This is a genomic window from Corynebacterium sp. MSK073 (assembly GCF_030232085.1).
In the GTDB taxonomy this organism is placed as follows: domain Bacteria; phylum Actinomycetota; class Actinomycetes; order Mycobacteriales; family Mycobacteriaceae; genus Corynebacterium.
In genome coordinates, this window is record NZ_JASPIY010000003.1 from 130,130 (window position 1) to 149,776 (window position 19,647).

17 protein-coding genes and 2 tRNA genes are annotated in these 19,647 nt (G+C 59.1%); 5 read left to right on the forward strand and 14 right to left on the reverse strand.

The window, feature by feature from the left end:
- Nucleotides 1-2: 2 nt before the first annotated feature.
- From QP970_RS03080 to QP970_RS03090, 3 genes are read right to left on the reverse strand one after another with little or no spacing between them, the layout of a single operon-like run.
- Entirely contained in the window at nt 3-488 is a 486-nt protein-coding gene (locus tag QP970_RS03080; protein WP_239268709.1) for a DUF4233 domain-containing protein, read from the reverse strand.
- The gene (gene folC, locus QP970_RS03085; protein WP_370658452.1) at nt 485-2,056 is read right to left on the reverse strand and encodes a bifunctional tetrahydrofolate synthase/dihydrofolate synthase; all 1,572 of its coding nucleotides are present in this window, start codon (nt 2,054-2,056) and stop codon (nt 485-487) included. The genes QP970_RS03080 and folC overlap by 4 nt, the downstream gene beginning before the upstream one ends.
- The gene (locus QP970_RS03090) at nt 2,056-4,788 is read right to left on the reverse strand and encodes a valine--tRNA ligase (RefSeq protein ID WP_284869584.1); all 2,733 of its coding nucleotides are present in this window, start codon (nt 4,786-4,788) and stop codon (nt 2,056-2,058) included. The genes folC and QP970_RS03090 overlap by 1 nt, the downstream gene beginning before the upstream one ends.
- A gap of 57 nt (nt 4,789-4,845) precedes the next feature.
- Between QP970_RS03090 and panB the strand changes: the two genes are divergently transcribed.
- Both panB and panC read left to right on the forward strand, forming a co-directional pair.
- Nucleotides 4,846-5,667: a 3-methyl-2-oxobutanoate hydroxymethyltransferase gene (gene panB / locus QP970_RS03095; RefSeq protein ID WP_284869586.1), complete on the forward strand. Its 822-nt coding sequence runs from the start codon at nt 4,846-4,848 to the stop codon at nt 5,665-5,667.
- 10 nt (nt 5,668-5,677) lie between these two features.
- Nucleotides 5,678-6,499, forward strand: a complete 822-nt coding sequence (panC, locus tag QP970_RS03100) for a pantoate--beta-alanine ligase (RefSeq protein WP_239268715.1) — start codon at nt 5,678-5,680, stop codon at nt 6,497-6,499.
- Here the strand turns inward: panC and QP970_RS03105 are convergent.
- A complete protein-coding gene (locus tag QP970_RS03105) occupies nt 6,496-7,458 on the reverse strand; it encodes a malate dehydrogenase (protein WP_239268717.1) in 963 nt (320 codons plus the stop codon). The two genes, panC and QP970_RS03105, sit on opposite strands and share 4 nt — an antisense overlap.
- Before the next feature lie 408 nt (nt 7,459-7,866).
- Here QP970_RS03105 and QP970_RS03110 point away from each other — a divergent pair, with 408 nt between their 5' ends.
- On the forward strand, nt 7,867-8,625 hold the full coding sequence (locus QP970_RS03110; RefSeq protein WP_239268719.1) for a TetR/AcrR family transcriptional regulator: 759 nt from the start codon (nt 7,867-7,869) through the stop codon (nt 8,623-8,625).
- 39 nt (nt 8,626-8,664) lie between these two features.
- On the opposite strand, the gene clpX is transcribed toward QP970_RS03110, so the two are convergent.
- Nucleotides 8,665-9,960 (reverse strand): ATP-dependent Clp protease ATP-binding subunit ClpX, encoded by a 1,296-nt coding sequence (gene clpX, locus QP970_RS03115; protein WP_239268721.1) that lies wholly within the window; start codon nt 9,958-9,960, stop codon nt 8,665-8,667.
- 231 nt (nt 9,961-10,191) lie between these two features.
- Between clpX and fabG the strand changes: the two genes are divergently transcribed.
- Entirely contained in the window at nt 10,192-10,956 is a 765-nt protein-coding gene (gene fabG, locus QP970_RS03120) for a 3-oxoacyl-ACP reductase FabG (RefSeq protein ID WP_239268723.1), read from the forward strand.
- A gap of 82 nt (nt 10,957-11,038) precedes the next feature.
- On the opposite strand, the gene QP970_RS03125 is transcribed toward fabG, so the two are convergent.
- The 9 genes from QP970_RS03125 to QP970_RS03165 all read right to left on the reverse strand — a co-directional run bounded on the left by QP970_RS03125 (nt 11,039) and on the right by QP970_RS03165 (nt 19,112).
- A complete protein-coding gene (locus QP970_RS03125) occupies nt 11,039-11,293 on the reverse strand; it encodes a hypothetical protein (protein WP_239268725.1) in 255 nt (84 codons plus the stop codon).
- 163 nt (nt 11,294-11,456) lie between these two features.
- Nucleotides 11,457-11,747 carry a hypothetical protein gene (locus tag QP970_RS03130; RefSeq protein ID WP_023023571.1) on the reverse strand — a complete coding sequence of 97 codons (291 nt, stop codon included), beginning with the start codon at nt 11,745-11,747 and terminating at the stop codon, nt 11,457-11,459.
- A gap of 3 nt (nt 11,748-11,750) precedes the next feature.
- Complete coding sequence (locus tag QP970_RS03135; RefSeq protein ID WP_239268727.1) at nt 11,751-13,055, reverse strand: inorganic phosphate transporter; 1,305 nt, start codon at nt 13,053-13,055, stop codon at nt 11,751-11,753.
- A 322-nt stretch (nt 13,056-13,377) separates the two neighbouring features.
- The gene (locus QP970_RS03140) at nt 13,378-14,880 is read right to left on the reverse strand and encodes a peptide MFS transporter (protein ID WP_239268729.1); all 1,503 of its coding nucleotides are present in this window, start codon (nt 14,878-14,880) and stop codon (nt 13,378-13,380) included.
- Between the two features lie 272 nt (nt 14,881-15,152).
- Complete coding sequence (locus QP970_RS03145) at nt 15,153-15,776, reverse strand: ATP-dependent Clp protease proteolytic subunit (protein ID WP_239268731.1); 624 nt, start codon at nt 15,774-15,776, stop codon at nt 15,153-15,155.
- Nucleotides 15,777-15,796: 20 nt separating this feature from the next.
- Nucleotides 15,797-16,408: an ATP-dependent Clp protease proteolytic subunit gene (locus tag QP970_RS03150; RefSeq protein ID WP_023023580.1), complete on the reverse strand. Its 612-nt coding sequence runs from the start codon at nt 16,406-16,408 to the stop codon at nt 15,797-15,799.
- Nucleotides 16,409-16,599: 191 nt separating this feature from the next.
- The gene (tig, locus tag QP970_RS03155; protein ID WP_284869588.1) at nt 16,600-17,955 is read right to left on the reverse strand and encodes a trigger factor; all 1,356 of its coding nucleotides are present in this window, start codon (nt 17,953-17,955) and stop codon (nt 16,600-16,602) included.
- Nucleotides 17,956-18,049: 94 nt separating this feature from the next.
- A tRNA-Pro gene (locus QP970_RS03160) sits at nt 18,050-18,123 on the reverse strand.
- 134 nt (nt 18,124-18,257) lie between these two features.
- On the reverse strand, nt 18,258-19,112 hold the full coding sequence (locus QP970_RS03165) for a DUF1542 domain-containing protein (RefSeq protein ID WP_239268735.1): 855 nt from the start codon (nt 19,110-19,112) through the stop codon (nt 18,258-18,260).
- A 121-nt stretch (nt 19,113-19,233) separates the two neighbouring features.
- Between QP970_RS03165 and QP970_RS03170 the strand changes: the two genes are divergently transcribed.
- Nucleotides 19,234-19,308 (forward strand) — tRNA-Gly (locus QP970_RS03170).
- Nucleotides 19,309-19,647: the final 339 nt, after the last annotated feature.

Consider the following 19,647-nt stretch of genomic DNA (forward strand, 5'->3'; position numbering starts at 1 on the left):
CACTACTTCTGGTTGAGGTGCTGGGTAGTTAAGTAACCGCGCTTCATGCGGGCGATTAAGTTACTGCGCAAATACGCCGCAAGGAGCCACTCCATGCCAAAGATGATGAAGATCGCGGCGATGGACCAGTGCGCCATAAAACCCAGGATAAGGCCCAATAGCTGCGCCCACACGATGACGGTCAGCGCCCACTTCTTATTCATAAACGCGATCATGCCCAAGTGGAATATCAGGGCACCTATGACTACGCCGTAGTTAAACGGCGTCCACAGCGTACCGTCATACAGCTTGTACAACAGCGGCAGCGCCAAAACGAGCGTGATCGACTCCATGATGAGCGAGCTGGCGATGACCATGCCATTAAAGCTCTTGAGCGGATCCTTAACGGGATCCTGCCCTAGGCCCAATGGGCCGATTTCATTGTCCGCTATGTCGTCGCCGCGGCGCGGCTGACGAGGCAGGCGGGACCTAGGATTGGGGCTGGTCATGCGGGCTCCTTTCCAAACATAGCGCGGGCTTCGCCGGCGGTAACCACCGAACCGGTAATGACAATACCGGAGCCGGATTGCACCTCAGATTCCTCCGCCAGCTCCACGGCTTGCGCGTAGGCACCGGGCAGATCATCGGCCACATAGACGCGCTCTTCGCCATAAATATCGCGGGCCGTTTCCGCCAATTCATAGGCATCGATCGCGCGCGGCGAGGAGTTCTGGGAGATTACCACCTCGCTCAAGTACGGCTCCAGCGCGGCGAGGATGCCTTGGGCATCCTTATCGCCAAAGATGGAGAGCACGCCGATGAGCCGCGCAAAATCGAAATCGCGGTCGAGCGCCGCGCCAAGCGCCTTGGCGCCGTGGGGATTGTGGGCGGCATCGATAAACGTCGTGGGCGAGGTGCGCACTCGCTCGAGGCGGCCGGGCGAAATCGTCTTGGCAAAACCGTTGCGCACGGAGGCAATATCCAGAGGATGCCCGGAAGAGGCACCGAAGAAGGCTTCGACCGCTGCAAGGGCAACGGCCGCATTCTTGGCCTGGTGCTCGCCGTGCAACGGCAAGAAAATATCCTCGTACATGCCGCCGAGGCCCTGGATATTAACCTGCTGGCCACCGACCGCAATGCGGGATTCTAAGGCCGCGAATTCCGCTCCGGAGCGGGCCACGCCGGCATCCATATCCACCGCGCGCTGCAGGATGACCTGCATGGCCTCAGGGTCTTGCTCGGCAATAATGGCGATGTTTTCATTCGGGGTCAGCGGGTCTTCGGCATCGGCGCGGCGCTTGATGATACCCGCCTTCTCCCCCGCAATCTCCCGAATATCGCTGCCCAGGTAATCCGTGTGGTCTAGGCCCACCGGGGTAATCACGGAAACGTCCGCATTGACCACGTTCGTGGCATCCCACGTCCCACCGAGGCCGACCTCGACGACGGCGACGTCAACGGGGGCATCGGCAAACGCTGCATAGGATAGGCCCACCAAGACCTCGAACTTGGACATGGGGACCTCAGAGCGCGCATCCACCATCTCCACGTACGGCTTGATTTCGTGCCACAGGCGCACGTAGTCGCGCGGGTGGATGGGCCGGCCATCGATGCCGATGCGCTCGGTGACCCGCTGCAGGTGCGGGCTGGTGACCAGGCCCACGCGGCGGTGGAAGGAACGCAGCAGCGAATCGACCATGCGCGCGGTAGAAGACTTACCATTGGTGCCCGCAATGTGGATGACATCAAAGGACTGTTCGGGGTGACCGAGCAAATCCATGAGCATCTCGATGCGCTCCAGGGTGGGCTCGATCTTAGTCTCCGGCCAGCGCTGGTTGAGCTCGTCTTCCACCTCACCGAGCGCCTGCAGCTCCTCCGGGGATACCTCTTGGGGCGCGGCGTCGTTATATTCTTCGTCTTCGCCCATGCCGAGGTTCAGGGTCAGGCCCGATTCCGTGATCTCCACCGGGGTGCCATCGGTGCCTTCCTTGAGGGCATCGACGATTTCAAAATCGTCCTCTCCCCCGGCGACCTCGCCGTTCCCGTTGGCGTCGTGATTGAAGCGCTGATCTGTCACTACTTAAGGCCCTCCAAACGGCTGGTAATGCGCTCGACTTCCTCGCGTGCGATGTCTTGGCGCGCCCGAATCTTATTGACCACCTCTTCCGGCGCCTTGGCCAGGAAGTTCTCATTGCCCAGCTTCTTGCCGGTCTGTTCCAGTTCCTTATTGGCCTTGGCCAGATCCTTTTCCAGGCGCTTGCGCTCGGCTTCAACGTCGACCGCGCCGTGGGTATCCAGCGTTACCTCCACGGTGGCCTGGGACAGGCGCACCTCAATGGAGGCCGAGGGGTTAAAGTCCTCGCCCGGCGCGGTGGTATTGGCCAGGTTGCGGACCAATTCCTCTTGGCCCTGCAGGTCTGCCGCGGCGAAGTCGAGGCGGCCCGGCACCTTTTGCGAAGGCTTAACGCCCTGATCGGAGCGGAAGCGGCGCAGCTCGGTAATGAGCTTATCGGCATCATCGATGCGGCGGGCGGCCACCGCGTCCTTGGTGGCGCCGCCGTTGGTATCGGCCACTGTGGGCCACGGGGCGATGACGATGGATTCCCCGCCGGTCAATGCCTTCCACAGCACCTCGGTCACATACGGCATGGTGGGGTGCAATAGGCGCAGCACCACGTCGATGACGCGGCCCAAGACGATCTGGGTATTGCGGCCTTCTACCGTTTCGCCATCGCTCGGGATCTGCGTCTTGGCAATCTCCAGGTACCAGTCACAGAGCTCATCCCAGGTGAAGTGGTAGAGCAGCTCGTTGGCCTTGGCAAATTGATAATCGTCCAAGTAGGCATCGACCTGGGTGCGCACCTCTTCGGCGCGGTCAAGGATCCAGCGGTCGGCATCCGAAAGCTCCGTGCGGCTAGGCAAAGGTGCCACGCCGGCGCCGTTCATCAGCGCAAACTTGGTGGCATTAAAGAGCTTGGTAGCGAAATTGCGCGATGCCGCGGCGGCATCAGAGCCCAGCGGCAAATCCACGCCCGGGTTGGCGCCGCGGGCAAGGGTAAAGCGCAGCGCATCGGCGCCGTAATCGCGCACCCAGTCCATCGGGTCAATGCCATTGCCCAGGGACTTGGACATCTTGCGGCCCTGCTCATCGCGCACAAGGCCGTGCAGGTAAAGGTCTTTGAAAGGAATCTGCGGGCGGCCATCGGTGCCCTTACCCAAAAGCTCTGGGGTCTTGGTGCCGGCGAAGGTGCCGAACATTATCATGCGCGCGACCCAGAAGAACAAGATGTCATAGGCTGTGACCAGCACGTTGGTGGGATAGAACTTCTCCAGATCCGGGGTCTTATCGGGCCAGCCCAGGGTGGAAAATGGCCACAGCGCCGAAGAGAACCAGGTATCGAGGACGTCCGGATCCTGCTCGTATCCTGCCGGCGGCTCCTCATCGGGGCCGACGCACACGATGTCACGCTCGATCTCACCGGACTCGTTCGTGCGCTCCGGGCCGTACCAAATGGGGATGCGGTGGCCCCACCACAGCTGGCGGGAGATGCACCAATCGTGCATGTCATCGACCCACTCAAAATAGCGCGGCTCCAGCGACTGCGGGTGCAAGACGGTATCGCCCTCGCGCACGGCATCGCCAGAGGCCTTCGCCATCTGCGCGACATCGACGAACCACTGCAGTGACAGGCGCGGCTCGATGGGCTCGCCGGAGCGCTCCGAGTGGCCCACGGAGTGGACATTGGGGCGGATTTCTTTGACGATGCGCCCCTGCTCCCGCAGCGCCTCCCGAATTTCCACGCGCGCTTCTTCGCGCGTCATGCCATCAAAACGGGTGCCGGTATGCGCGATGTGGCCGGTGGTATCCATCACCGTCGGCATATCCAAGTTATGGCGGGTGCCCATGGCGTAGTCATTGGGATCGTGGGCCGGGGTGATCTTTACCGCACCGGTACCAAACTCCATGTCCACGTAATCATCAGCGATGATCTTCAGCTTCAAGTCATCGCGGAAGGGGTGTTCCAATTCCTGGCCCACGAGGTGGGCGTAGCGCTCATCGTCGGGGTGGACGGCAATGGCGACATCGCCAAGCATGGTTTCCACACGCGTGGTGGCAACAATGAGGTGCGGCTCATCGTCATTGAGCGAGCCATAGCGGATGGAGACCAGCTCGCCCTCGACGTCCTTGTAGACGACCTCGATATCGGAAACGGCGGTCTCCAGCACCGGCGACCAATTGACCAGGCGGTTGGCCCGGTAAATCATGCCCTCATCGTAGAGGTTCTTAAAGATGGTCTGTACCGCACGCGACAGGCCCTCATCCAGGGTAAAGCGCTCGCGGGTCCAGTCCACGGAGTCACCGATGGCGCGCATCTGGTTCTGGATGGTGCCACCGAATTCTTCCTTCCATTCCCAGACCTTGTCGATGAACTCCTCGCGCTCATAACCCCAGCGCTTTTTGCCCTCGGTCTCCTTGAGCTTGGCCTCAACCTTGGTCTGGGTGGCAATGCCCGCGTGATCCGCACCGGGCAGCCACAAAGTGGAATAGCCCTGCATGCGCTTGCGGCGAATGATGGAGTCAATCAGCGTGTGATCTAAAGCGTGGCCCATGTGCAGCTGGCCGGTCACATTCGGCGGTGGCAGCACGATGGAAAAGCCCTCCGCCTCCGAATTCGCATCCGGGGTGAAGTAGCCGCGGTCGACCCAACCTTCATAGAGGTCTTTTTCTACCGCCTGCGGCTCCCAGGACTTGGGAAGCTGGTCCGCGCGATTGGTGCCAACGAGTTGCTCTTTATTCTGATCAGTCACCTGGCCAACTCTACCCTGTGCGTCAACTGGCACCAGCGCCCTGTCTAAAGTAAGGGCATGTCTCACAACCCTGGCCACCGTGCCCGTCTCCGCACCCGTTACTTCGCCCAAGCCAAAGATAACTCTCAGGCCTTCGCGTGCCTGACGAGTTATGACTGCATGAACGCCGAGATCTTCGATGAAGCCGGGGTGGATCTCCTGCTCGTGGGCGATTCCCTGGCCAATGTAGTCCTGGGCCGCGAAACCACGCTCTCGCTCACACTGGATGAAATGATCCCCCTTGCCCGCGCGGTGGTTGCATCGACCTCCCGCGCCTTCGTGGTGGTGGATCTGCCCTTTGGTTCCTACGAAGCCGGCCCCGCCCAGGCGCTCGAGACCGCTGTGCGCGTCATGAAGGAAACCGGTGCGCAGGCCGTGAAGCTAGAGGGTGGTGCGGAGCGCGCACCGATTGTTGCCGCGCTTGCCGCCGCCGGCATCCCAGTCTGCGCCCACATTGGCTTTACACCCCAGCAGGTCCACGCCTTAGGCGGCTTCGTAGTCCAAGGCCGCGGTGCCGGCGCGGAGAAGCTTCACGACGACGCCCGCGCCCTCGCCGAGGCCGGCGCCTTCGCCGTGGTGCTGGAGATGGTCCCAGCAGCCCTTGCTGAGCAGGTGACCAAGGAGCTGCCCATCCCCACCATCGGCATCGGCGCCGGCGCGCAGACCGACGGCCAGATTCTGGTGTGGACCGATGCCTTCGGCCTAGGCGGGCCCAAGGCGCCGCGTTTTGTGCGCCGCTACGCGGATCTGCGCGGCGCGCTGCTGGAGGGCGCGAAGGATTACGTGTCCGATGTGAACGAACGCTCCTTCCCCAACGCCGAGGAGTCCTTCGAGGACTAAGGTTTTGGCCATGCAGATCCTGAAAACTAAATCTGAACTCCGTGCCTTCCGCGCGGCAGCGTCCGGCTCCGTGGGCTTGGTGCCCACGATGGGCGCGCTTCACGACGGCCACGCTTCCCTCATTCGCCGCGCCCGCGAAGACAACGACACCGTGGTGTGCTCGGTCTTTGTCAATCCCCTCCAGTTCACAGACCTGGGCGATTGCGAAGACTACCGCGCCTACCCGCGCACTCTCGACGCGGATGCCGCGGTGCTGGACTCGGTGGGAGTCGATGCGGTCTTCGCCCCCAGCGTGGAGGAGATGTACCCGGGTGGTACCCCGCGGGTGTGGGTGCGCACGGGTGAGATGGGCTCGGTCTTGGAAGGCGCTTCGCGCCCCGGTCACTTCGACGGCGTAGCCACCGTAGTGAGCAAGCTGTTTCACCTTGTTGCACCAGACCGCGCTTATTTTGGGCAAAAGGATGCCCAGCAGGTAGCCATCATCCGCCGCCTGGTGGCGGACCTCGATGTGCCGCTGGACATCATCAGCGTGCCCATCGTGCGTGCAACGGACGGCGTGGCCGAGTCCAGCCGCAATGCGCGCCTCAGTGCCGCCGAGCGTGAGCAGGCGGTCGCCTTATCCCAGGCACTCTTCGCGCTGCAGGATGGCGCCTCACGTGAAGAAGCTGAGGCCCAGCTCGCTTCCTCCCCCGGCGTGACGGTGGATTACCTCACCGTGGTGGACCCGGCCACGCTCGAGCCCGTAGATGCACAACACCGGCCCGCCTTGGCGCTGGTTGCAGCGCAGGTGGGGCCGGTGCGGCTCATCGATAACTTGGTGCTGGAGGCTTAGCCCTTCAGCAGGTGGGCTACGGCCTCGCGCTCCTCACGCAGCTCCTGCACGGAGGCCTCGATGCGCTCCTTCTGGAAATCGCTGAGCTCGAGGCCCTGGACGATTTCCCACTTGCCGTCGCGGGAGACCGTGGGGAAACCTGCGACGAGGCCCTCGTCCACACCATAGAAGCCATCCGAAACGATAGCGGCGGTGCGCCAATCCTCAGTGCCGTGGATCCAATCGTGCATGTGATCCACCGCGGCGGAGGCTGCGGAGGCTGCCGAGGAGCGGCCGCGCACGGCGATGATCTCGGCGCCGCGCTTGGCCACCTTAGGAATCATCTCCTCCTTGTACCAAGTCTCATCTACCTCAGCGTTGGAGTAGGTCAGGTCCGGGAACTGGGTGGCGGAGTGGTTGCCCCAGACCGCAATCTTGGAAAAGTCCTTGGTGGCCTTGCCCGTCTTGGCCGCCAACTGGCCCAAGGTGCGGTTGTGATCCAGACGCATGAGCGCGTTGAACTGGGAGCTATCCAGATCCGGCGCGCTATGCGCGGCAATCAGCGCGTTGGTATTGGCTGGGTTGCCCACCACCAGCACGCGAACATCACGCGCCGCGTAGTCATTGATGGCCTTGCCCTGCTCGGTAAAGATGGCGCCATTGGCCTCGAGCAGGTCAGCGCGCTCCATGCCCTTGCTGCGCGGGCGGGAGCCCACAAGGAATGCGGCGGAGGCATCCTCGAAAGCGACCTTGAGGTCATCGGTCACCGTAATCGAGTTCACCAGCGGCAGGGCGGAGTCGCGCAGTTCCATGGCCACGCCCTCGGCCTTTTCTACTACCGCGGGGATTTCCAACAGGGCAAGGTCAACCGGGGTGTCCTTGCCAAATACGTCGCCCGCGGCAATCCGCCACAGCAGGGAGTAGGCGATATTTCCGGCGGCACCGGTAACGGTTACTTTTACTGGCTGGGTCATGCTCATTCCTCCTCAAATGTCGTGGAGATGTAAGCGTCCCTCATGCACGCCACCCTCCACGGGATGTATCCACCCCCGAGCTTAGCGCTATACGGAGGTAGCGTGTTGTGAAATAAATCCCCCTCTTTCGGAGGGAAAACACCGCCAAATTTCCGGATATTACCCCCATTTACCTCCAAATTAACGCCCCCAATGGGCACATTCCTCCCGCGGGGTGGGGTTAATCGGGCATGATGGAAGCGGCACAGACCCCACTTGGGAGCGCGCTTGCAGGGATGCATTCACCGCCTGTGGGCGGCTGCACGGTGGCCAACCACTGCCGCATCGAACCAGCATGAGGCCGATCGTGCAGTTCCCGAGACACTACCCACCATCGCCACATCGGCGCCGCGAAGCAGAGATAGGACACATGCTATGAGCACTGAGCACACCGAACCGCTGCACGCTGCGGAGCAGGCGGAGGACTCCGACGCTCACGCTGCGGATTCCATCAGCACCGATGCCGTGGTGGATATCGCCATTTCCCAGTTTTCCGCGTGGGGTTTTTCTGAAACCAAGCTGGACACCATTGCCGCGGAATCCGGCATGTCCAAGCGCATGATTCACTACCACTTTGGCGATAAGCAGGGCCTGTATTTGAGCGCTCTAAGCACCGCCGCCGAGCGCCTCCGCCCCAATGAAGAGGACTTGGAGCTCGATTCCGCGGTCCCGGTCGAGGGCGTGCGCAAGCTGGTGGACTGGATCTTCTGGCAATACGTCAACCACCCCGAGGCCATTCGCATGATGACCTGGGAAACCGCCCAGTCCATCGTGGGCTCTTCCACCAATCCCGTGGCGGATTTCAGCGGCGTCGCCCTCCACCTCGACCGCCTGCTCATGCTGGGCCAGGACGCCGGTGCCTTCCGCCCGGGCATTTCCACCAACGATATTTTCACCATCATCGCCTCGCTCACCTCGTACCGCGTGACCAACCGGGCGATGATGGACAACCTATTGGGCGTGGATATGTCCAGCCAGGCAAATACCGACGGCATGCACCGGCTTACCGTCGATACCGTGCTGGCATTCCTCACCGCCAATATCCCCGATTCCGGCCACGAGTCTTATTTGGTGCCTTCTGATGCCGACGAGGGCGATGAGGCCTCCCCGCAAGATATCTACGGCGAGGCATAAAAGTAGGGGCACCGGCTGCTTGCCGATGCCCCCTTCTAACTAAGCCGATTCCTTCGCCTCATCCTTGTAGGTGAATTCGGGCTCTGCGCCCTGGGTGACGCAGCCCGCGGTGATGTGCACGGCGGAAATATCTTCCCGGTCCGGCAGCTCAAACATCACTGGAACGAGCAGTTCTTCAAGGATCGCGCGCAGGCCGCGCGCGCCGGTTTTGCGCTCGAGGGCGAGCTCTGCGATGGCATCCAGCGCCCCGTCATCCATGTGCAGCTCGCAATCATCCATCTCAAATAGGCGGCTGTACTGCTTGAGCAGCGAGTTCTTGGGCTCAGTGAGCACCTTAACCAGGGCCTCGCGGTCCAAGTTATCCACCGTCGCCACCACGGGCAGGCGGCCGATAAATTCTGGGATCAAGCCGAACTTCACGAGGTCTTCCGGGCGCACCTGGGAGAATAGGTCCACCTTTTCCCGCTCGTCTTCGGTGCCGAGCTTCGCGCCAAAGCCAACGCCCTTCTTGCCCACGCGATCCGCGATCACCTGGTCAAGGCCCGCAAACGCGCCGGCGACGATGAAGAGGATATTGGAGGTATCTAGCTGGATAAATTCCTGGTTCGGGTGCTTGCGCCCGCCCTGCGGTGGGATGGCGGCCACGGTTCCCTCTAGGATCTTCAGCAGCGCCTGTTGCACGCCCTCGCCGGAGACATCGCGGGTAATGGAGGGGTTTTCAGACTTGCGGGAAATCTTATCCACCTCGTCGACGTAGATGATGCCGCGCTGGGCGCGCTCCACGTCAAAGTCCGCCGCCTGCAGCAACTTCAAGAGGATGTTTTCTACGTCCTCACCGACATAACCGGCCTCCGTCAGGCTGGTGGCATCCGCGATGGCGAAAGGCACATCCAGCAGGCGCGCCAAGGTCTGGGCCAGGTAGGTCTTACCTGAACCGGTGGGCCCCAGCATCAAAATATTGGACTTGGAGATCTCTACCTCTTCGCCTTCGGCCTTCTTACGGCGCGCATCTAGCGCGGCGGATTCTTCGGCCTTAATGCGCTTGTAGTGGTTATACACCGCTACCGACAGCACGCGCTTGGCCTTGTCTTGGCCAATGACGTACTTATCCAAAAAGGAAGAAATCTGCGAAGGCTTAGGCAGGCGCACCTCCGCTTCGGAAGATTCCTCGGCCTGCTCGTGGCCGAGCTCTTCTTCAATAATCTCATTGCAGAGCTCGATGCACTCATCGCAGATGTAGACCCCGCCGCCGGCGATGAGCTTTTTCACCTGCTTTTGGCTCTTTCCGCAGAAGGAACACTTCAGGAGATCAGCGCTTTCTTGCATACGTGCCATTCAGTACTTTCACACTCGCTCTTGTTTACCGCTTTTTAAAGGTGGGGCGGAAGGCTCGCTTACTTCCATCCCCGCGGTTGGTTGTTCAAAAATCTACCTTAGTAAATCAACCCGACACGGCTCTTATTCATTCCCTCCGCGTGGCGAAATTCGCAGATCTTTATCCGCCCACACCACTAAACTTGGGATTGGATCCTCCACTTCCTCCACCACCGCCGAAGGAGCCATTTCATGTTTGACCTCACCAACCGTACCGCGATTGTCACGGGCGGAGCTGCGGGCATCGGCAAGGGCATCGTTGCCTGCCTGCGCGAAGCCGGCGCCAGCATCGTCATTGCCGATATCGATGCCGACAAGGCCGAAGCAACCGCCGCAGAGCTCGGCGCGACCGCCTACCCCGTCGATGTCACCGATAGGGCCTCCATCAAAGAAATGTTTGCCAAGGTCCACGCCGCGCACGGGGCGATCGACATCGTCTGCTCCAATGCCGGGGTCTTTCCCAACTGCCCGCTGGAAGAGATGACCGATAAGCAGTGGGAGACCATGTTTGACATCAATACCCACGGCACGTTCAAGGTCGTGCAAGAAGCCCTGCCGTATATGAAGGAGCGCGGCTACGGGCGCATCGTCATCACCACCTCCATTACCGGCTCACACACCGGCTTTCCTGGCTGGGCGCATTACGGCGCCTCCAAGGCGGCCCAACAGGGCTTTATCCGCTCCGCTGCGCTAGAAATCGCCCGCGATGGCATCACCATCAATGGCGTATTGCCCGGAAATATCCTCACCGAGGGCCTCGAGGCACAGGGCCAAGAGTACCTCGATGAGATGACGCGCTCCATCCCGCTGCACCGGCTTGGCAGCCCCCGCGATATTGGCAACGCCGCGGCCTTCCTCGCCTCCACCGAGGCCGGATATATCACCGGCCAAACGCTGATTATTGATGGCGGCCAGCTCCTGCCCGAAACCCCGGAGGCCATCCTGCCGCCGCGCTAGCGCTTGCCGATGCCCAGCCCTATAACGCAGATAACCCGCCAGGCACCTAGGATGGTGCCTGGCGGGTTATCTAGTGCGGCTTTTATTGCAGCCAGCCGAATTCGAGCAAGAATGCCTCAACATCGAGCATTTCCAGCTCATCTGGTGCATGGCCGACAACGAATGCGAAGGACTCAGCGACGTCCTTGGTCGTCGCGGGGGTAAGCCCCGCGTCAACGAGATTTTCCGCTACGCGGGCAGAAACCGGTGCCTGAGACACGGTATCCAAACCCGTACCCGTGGTGGAGTCCTTGAACATATCGCTAATGCCACCAATGAAGGTCCGCATCGTGTTCATCTCTCTCACCTCTCAATGTTGCTCTGTTGATAGGTACAAATATACTTGGTACTTACCCACTAAGCAACCCCTAAGCCATTTAAAGTTAATCTTTTGTTAACATTAAATGGCTATGAGGCATATTACATGGTCACGGGCTTGCTATATAGTCCGCGGGTTACTCTTAAAGGTCGCCAAATGGTGCGAAACCAAAGTAGTGGTCTAGGGAATCGCGCGCGATCCACGCGATTGCCACCACGATAACGACACCCAGTACGGCATAAACGGTCCAACCCAGCAGCTTCATTTGGCGGCTAGCGGGAGTATCTCCTACCACCACACCATTGTCATCCCGAATGGGATCACCTGTCATGGAACGCATGCCCAAGGCGAAGAGCAAGGGGATACCAGCACCGAAGACAAGGGCCAGGCCAGCGACGCGGAGTATAGATTCGAAGATTTCTGCAACAGTCATGTTCTAGCGCTCCTCTTGTGGAGTAGATGAGGTGGAGTCGTTGTCCCCGTTGACCGCCGCTACCGGGGTCATGCCCCCTGAAGCTGCGACAGACTCTTTCGCACCAACGCGTGGCTCCAAGGACGAATCCACGGACTCAGCGTTCTCATCCCAGTCATTATTAACGTTGGATGCATCAACTGGGTTCATACGGGAGCGGATGACGATGAGCGCCGTCATGGCCAAGAGTAGAACGAAGTCCACGATAGCGCCGGTTGCCACATTGGTAGCGGAAGAGACGCCGTGCGCCAACCACCACGATGCGAAGCCAACAAAGGCGGCACAGGGCAGCGTAATGAGCCAGGCAGCCACCATGCGCATTGCAACACCCCAGCGCACTTCCGCGCCACGGCGGCCCAAACCAGTACCAAGGATAGAGCCGGTGGACACGTGGGTCGTAGACAGAGCCATACCACCGGCTGAGGAAGTCAGGATGATGGCCGCGGAGGTAGCCTCGGCTGCCATACCTTGCGGGGATTCGATCTCCACCAAGCCCTTACCCAGGGTGCGGATAACGCGCCAACCGCCGGACAAGGTACCGGCCGCAATGGCAATCGCACAGCCGAAGATGACCCAGGTTGGAATGCGGGCATCGGCAGCCGCGTGGCCCGAAGCCACGAGGGCGAGGAAGATAACGCCCATGGTTTTCTGAGCGTCACCGGCGCCGTGTGCCAGCGATACCAAGCAGGCGGTCACAATCTGGCCATGGCGGAAGTGCTCGTTCTTTTCCTTTTTCGGAATGGTGTTGGTCACCCAATAAACGAGGAAGGTGGCGCACGCAGATACCAAGGCGGCGATAATCGGGGACGCCACCGCCGGAATGATGATCTTGGCCATAATGGAGGTCCACTCCACTCCCCCAGTGCCCATGGCGGCGAAACCAGCGCCGATAAGGCCACCGAAAAGGGCGTGGGAAGAGCTGGACGGTAGCCCGAGCAACCAGGTGAAAAGGTTCCACAGAATACCGCCGATAAGACCGGTAAAGACCACCATCAACAGGGCTTGGCCATCCGAGTCGGCGGCTGCACCCGAAAGGTCATAGGAATCGAGGTTGACGATGCCTTTGGCCACCGTTGCCGCGACATTCACGGACAAGAATGCGCCAACGAGGTTAAGTACGGCAGAAATCGCCACCGCAGTAAATGGCTTCAGCGCGCCAGTAGCAATGGAGGTTGCCATCGCATTGGCTGTGTCGTGAAAACCATTGGTGAAGTCGAAGGCTAAGGCGGTAAACACCACAATGCCCAAGATAATCAGAGTCGCTGTCACAGCATTGGCCCCTTGTAAGCAATTAACAAATGAGAAGAAAGTGTTATTGCGGCGCCATCACGCGTCGCGTACGAAGTGCAGCGTACTCCGCAACAATAAGTTGAGCCAATAGCTTTTCTAAGAAGTAAACTGCACTTTGCCTAGTGTTAACCTTCCACATATGCCTGAGCGCTAGGCACCTGCCAAAGATCTGCGGTTTACCAGCAATTTTTAAGACACCTAATCTATTTTCACCCTTTAATAGCGTGGCAGAAAACACTTAGAGAGGTGCGCCGGCTTAACACCAACACACCTCTCGAAATAAAGGTTTTAGCTTCCCTTTTTAGCGGAAGGTAGCAAACTTCTTGACCACCCAGCGGCTCAGCACGAGTAGGACGATGCCCAGTGCGATGGAGACGACACCTAAGGAAATAAAGAAGGTGTTTTCCGCACCCGCATCCTCTGGGTTGTAGAAGCTAGCCAGCGAACCGGCAAGTGCGGTACCCATGGCCACGGCCATCATCCACACGGCCATCATGCGCGATGGGAACGCCTCAGGTGCCACCTTGGTGGCCAGAGAGTTGCCCACTGGGGACAACATCAGCTCACCCATGGTGAATAGGAAGAGGATCCAGATAATGACATACATTGGCGTGGAGTTTGCGCCCGAGCCGGAGAATGGCAGGAAGAAGAACAGCGAGATACCGATGATGATATTGGCCACGCCGAACTTCACCGGCGTGGACCACTGACGGTCACCGAGCTTCGTCCACATAGCCGCGAAGATTGCAGAGAAGATAACGATGAAAATCGGGTTAATGGACTGCACCAATGACGGCGGAATCTCGATACCAAAGATGTGGCGGTCCAGGCGCACATCGGCGTAAATGGTCATCACGGTAAATTGCTGCTGGAAGATACCGAAGAACAGCACACCGGAGATGAACATTGGAATAAAGCCCAAGAGGCGGTTCTTTTCTTTCCGGGTCACCAAATCAGAGGTGTACATCTGAATCCAGAAGTACACGGCGGCGATCAGGGCAACGGCGGTGACGATATTAGACAGCCACTCTACCTTGATGATCCCAGTACCCAGGCCGATAACCATGACGAGGACAGCGACGACAATCGCGCCCAAGCCCAGCATGCGCTGTTTAAAATCTGCAGGATTAGGAATTTCGTGACCAGCGTCCTTAATCGTGGTCTTACGCATGGCAGTATACTGGATAAGGCCTAGGGCCATACCGACGGCAGCGATGCCGAAGCCCCAGTGGAAGCCCTTCCAGCCCCACATTGCGGTGGTAAGAAGCGGTCCGAAGAGGGCACCAATATTAACGCCCATGTAGAAGACGGAGAAGCCGCCGTCACGGCGAGGATCGTCGCGGCTATACAGCGAGCCCAGCACCACCGAAGCGGTAGTCTTTACACCGCCGGAACCAACGGCGATGAGGATCAGGCCGATAGCCAGGCCGGTTACGGCAGGAATGAAGGCCAAGACGAGGTGACCAGCCATCACCATGAGTGCGGAGTAGAACAGGGTGCGCTCCGCACCGAGGATGCGGTCAGCTACCAACGATGCCAACAGGCATGCCATGTACACCAAGCCGCCGTAGGCACCGACGATCGACGTCGCGTCGCCACGGTCGAGGCCTAGGCCGCCATCGGTGGTGGCGTAGTACATATACAGCAGCACGATGGACTGCATGCCGTAGAAGCTGAAGCGCTCCCACATCTCCACGCCGAACAGGTTAGCCAGCCCCCACGGGTGGCCGAAAAATGTGCGCTCCCCGCTCGAAGCAGCGGGTGCGGAGGTTCGATCCTCCGCTTCTGGTTCCTTATTTGTCATAACATAATACGACCACTCAGAGGCCTAATTCACAAATCGGCCATTATACGTGAAACATCGCACTAAATAATCTGCCTAACGACCTGCAGATATTTCTCTGAAAGATTCACCCCGTTTGGGGTAGATGTGCGTGCACCGTTACTCGCCCAGCGCACCTTCTCATAGGCATATACCGCAGTCGCTTATACGCAAATAATAAAAGCCCTGCGAGGGCTTCTCTCGAAGCGGTCTCACAGGGCCTCCGCTGATGGATTCAGTCCATCAGGACCGAATTAAGAATTGAGCTTGCGGTACTCAAAGACGGTATCGATGATTCCGTATTCCACAGCGTCTTCCGCAGTCAGGATCTTATCGCGGTCGGTGTCGATGCGGATTTGCTCGGACGTACGGCCGGTGTGCTCCGCCAAGGTGTTTTCCATCAAGGTGCGCATACGCTCGATCTCTGCGGCCTGGATCTCCAAGTCCGAGACCTGACCCTGGGTGCCCTGGGTTGCAGGCTGGTGGATCAATACGCGCGAGTTCGGCAGCGCCGCACGCTTGCCCGGAGCACCAGCGGCCAACAGCACTGCAGCAGCAGAAGCCGCCTGGCCCAGGCACACGGTCTGCACATCAGGGCGCACGTAGCGCATGGTGTCATAAATTGCCATCAGGGCAGTAAAGGAGCCACCGGGCGAGTTGATATACATGGTGATGTCACGGTCCGGATCCTGGCTTTCAAGAACCAGCAGCTGGGCCATGATGTCATTGGCAGAGGTGTCATCGACCTGGGTACCCAAGAAGATGATGCGCTCTTCAAAGAGCTTAGAGTACGGGTTGGTTTCCTTCGTCCCCTGAGCGGACTGCTCAATAAAAGAAGGCAGTACGTAACGGGAACTTGGCATCTGCGACTTATTCATAGTGATTTTCTCCTTATTCCCTAGTTGCTCAGCGGGCCGTTTACAGACTCGATTACGTGGTCAACAATGCCGTAATCCTTGGCTTGCTGCGCAGTCATCCAGCGGTCACGGTCAGAGTCCTTGGTGATCTGCTCGAAGGTTTGGCCGGTGTGCTCTGCAATGAGCTCGGCCATCTCGCGCTTGGTCTGTGCGAATTGCTCCGCCTGGATGGCGATATCGGCAGCGGTACCGCCCACGCCAGCGGAAGGCTGGTGCATCATGATGCGAGCGTGCGGCAGTGCATAGCGCTTGCCCTTCGTACCACCAGAGAGCAGGAACTGGCCCATAGAAGCGGCCAAGCCCATGCCGTAGGTGGAGATATCGCAGGGCGAGTACTTCATCGTGTCATAAATGGCCATGCCCGCGGTCACGGAGCCACCCGGGGAGTTGATGTAGAGCGAAATATCGCGCGTGGGATCCTCTGCGGAAAGCAGCAGGATCTGTGCGCACAGCTTATTGGCAATTTCATCGTCTACCTGGGTGCCCAAAAAGATAATGCGCTCGTGCAACAGGCGCTCATAGACGCTGTCACCCAAGTTCAGGCCGGAGCCTGCTGGGGTGGTCATCTGAAGCTGGTCAGATTTCTTAGACATTCGAAAAGTCTCCTTGAGGACGGTTAATCTCTAATGCCACCACACTACTTAATGTGGCGATAATTGTGGGGTCTGTTCGCTATCAGCGTTTGCACCGATCTTTGTCTGCTTTTTCGACCCGGCGATGAGAAAAGCCCAGCCAGACTTCCTCGCTGGTGCGAGGGGCCAAGCTGGGCTTTTAAGGAGAAGATTTACTCCGCGTCGGTAGCTTCGTTCTCATCTTCTTCTACTTCACCGAAGTACTGCTCAACGTCAACGTCGTTGCCTTCTTCGTCCTTTACGGTGGTACGGCAAATGGCGGCAGCCAGTGCCTTGCCGCGGCGTACGTCAGAGAACAGGTTGGCAATCTGGCCGTTGGACTGCAGCTGCTGGATGAACTGGTTCGGGTCCATGCCGTAGGACTGCGCGGTGAACAGGATGTGGTCCGAGAGCTCCTGCTGGGAAACTTCCGGCTCTTCCTTTTCTGCCACGGCATCCAAGAAGATCTGCGTGCGCACGGACTCTTCGGCCTGCTCGCGGGTCTGCTTATCAAACTCTTCGCGGGAGGTGCCCTGTGCCTCGAGCAGCTGTGCCAGTGCCTTCTCATCGTGTGCGAGCTGGCCCAGGATCTGGTGCAGCTGGGCGTGAGCCTGCTCGTCGACTACGGACTGGGGCAGCTCAAAGTCGACATCGGCAAGCGCAGCCTTCAGAACCTCATCGCGGATCTGGCCGGTCTGCTCAGCCTTCTTGGACTCCTCAACCTCGGTCTTGGTGGCTTCGCGCAGCTCCTCGATGGTGTCGTACTCGGAGGCCATCTGGGCAAACTCATCGTCCATATCCGGCAGCTTGCGCTCCTTGGTCTGCTGCACGTGGACCTTGAAGGTAGCCTCTTCGTCCTTGTGCTCGCCGGACTGGATGGTGGAGGTGAACTCGTTATCCTCGCCGGTCTTCATGCCGCGCAGTGCGGTGTCCAGCCCCTTGATGAGGTTGTCATCACCAATGGAGTAAGACAGGCCCTCGGTGGAAGCCTCCTCGATCTTCTCGCCGTCCACCTCTGCGGTGATGTCGATGATGGCGTAGTCACCGGTCTTCATCTTGCGCTTGGTGTCCTTCAGTTCACCGAAGCGCTCTGCAAGATCCTCGAGGGCCTTGTCCACGTCTTCCTCGCCGGCCTTGATGGCCGGGACGATGACGGAGATTTCGGAGAAGTCCGGAACCTCGAACTCAGGGCGAATGTCAACCTCGGCGGTAAACTCGACGAAGTCCTTGTCCTCGATCTTGGAAATGTCTACGTCCGGCTGGCCGATGACCTTCAGGTCCTCGGACTGAACGGCCTGCTCATAGCGGGAAGGCAGCATGTCATTGACAACCTGCTCCAGAATCGGGCCGCGGCCGAAGCGAGCGTCGATCAGCTGGCGCGGGGCCTTGCCCTTACGGAAACCTGGAATAGAAACCTGCTGCGCGATTGCCGCGTAAGCTTGATCGATTTCCTGGTCTAGCTCCGCAAACGGAACGTTGACGGTGAGCTTAACGCGGGTATCGCTCAGCTTGTCTACGGTGGTCTTCACGAGTGAATCTCCCTGGCTTCATTGTTTTTCTACGTACATAAAAATTAAAGGGGGTCTGAAAAACCTTATTAGGGCATTTTCAGACCCCCATACGTCGGGGCGACAGGATTTGAACCTGCGACCCCCTGCTCCCAAAGCAGGTGCGCTACCAAACTGCGCCACGCCCCGTATGTAGGCCACCAAGTTGCCTTGGCTGCGTTGCATACCTGAGACAGTTTAGCGTGTTGGTTTTAAATCTCCTAAATCAACCCCCTGTTAAGGGCGTAGACGCAGGTTAACGGCATAATTTCTGGCCGCTTGACTTAGAAATCGAAATCAAACATACCGTCAAAGAAGCCGCCGCCATCGCCGTCAGATAATCCATCGAAGAATCCGCCACCGTCACCGGCGTCTCCCCCTCCGGCATCGCCGCCCATATCACCGGGGTCACCGGCGTCTCCGGCATCTCCTACGTCTGCGCCGCCGTCGGCTCCGTCTATGCCGCCGCCTTCGGCGCCGCCCCAGTCGCCGTTTTCTGCGGCGGCTGCGGAATAGCCCACGCCGGACATGCCGGCAAACATGGCGTTAAACATCATGGAATAACCCATCATCCACACGCCCGTTTGCAGGGCATCTTCCCACCAAGGGCGGGAGTACCAACCGGCCGGAACGGGACGGCCGGCCACGGTTCCGCCTGGGTAATAGTTCGGGGTTTCCTCAGAGGCGTAGGGGGAGGCAGTCAATTCCTGCCCATTGGCATCCACCGTGCGCTTCTCGGTGACCTTACCGGCGGCGCGCTGCCCCTCCAGCGGCGGCAATTCCGGCCCTGGGTTCATGTCCATAATCTCGCGGGCGGCATTGACGTAATGCATGCCCTCAAGCGCCGATTCGCGGGCCAAATTGGCCTGCTTGACCGTGGTGGCCCTTGAAATAGCGGAGTTAGCCGCAGTAAAGCGCTCTGATGCGTCCGCCATCGCCTGCTGCGAGGCGGTATCCGTACCGGAAATCTGCATGACCTGGCCACCCAGGCGCTCAATCCAGCGGCGCGCATCCGCCTGGGCATCCGCTAACTGCTGCGCCTCTCGCTCCTCCCGGCTCTTTTTTGAGCTGCGCGAGGATAGATACCACGCGCCGCCACCGAGTACGACTACAAGAAGTAGAAGTTCCACAACAATCATCGCTTTCTTTACTGGAATTGGTCCTACCTATTTTAACGGCCTACCCACTGCGCGTGTTCCCTATTTTCATTTTGGGGCGCTCATGCGCTAAAGTAGCCGACAGCGTTCAAGGTAACGCTGTGGGAATGTCGTATAGTGGCTAATACCTCAGCCTTCCAAGCTGAAGACGCGGGTTCGATTCCCGTCATTCCCTCCATGTTTGTACTGCAATAATTGACTATTGCAGCTGGTTGTTAGCGGTAAGTGGAACCATTGGTAGAACCATTTTGGTTGGCGTGTTTAAACCCTCACAGATTGTATATTCTGTGGGGGTTTGAATATTTTTAGCTTTGGTTAGAGTTTCTTCCAGAGTGCGGGCACGGCGGGCGCCCCCATCCGGCTCGTGTGGTGTGGGTTTGGGTTGTTTTTGGGAAATATTCTTAAAATGTTCGTTCTTCCAGTTTACCAATAACGCATTACTGTGTTATACTAGTGAATGTAAGGCTGCAAGGCACTTACAAAACTGAAGAGGTGATGGAGGTCGCGGCGCTAATTA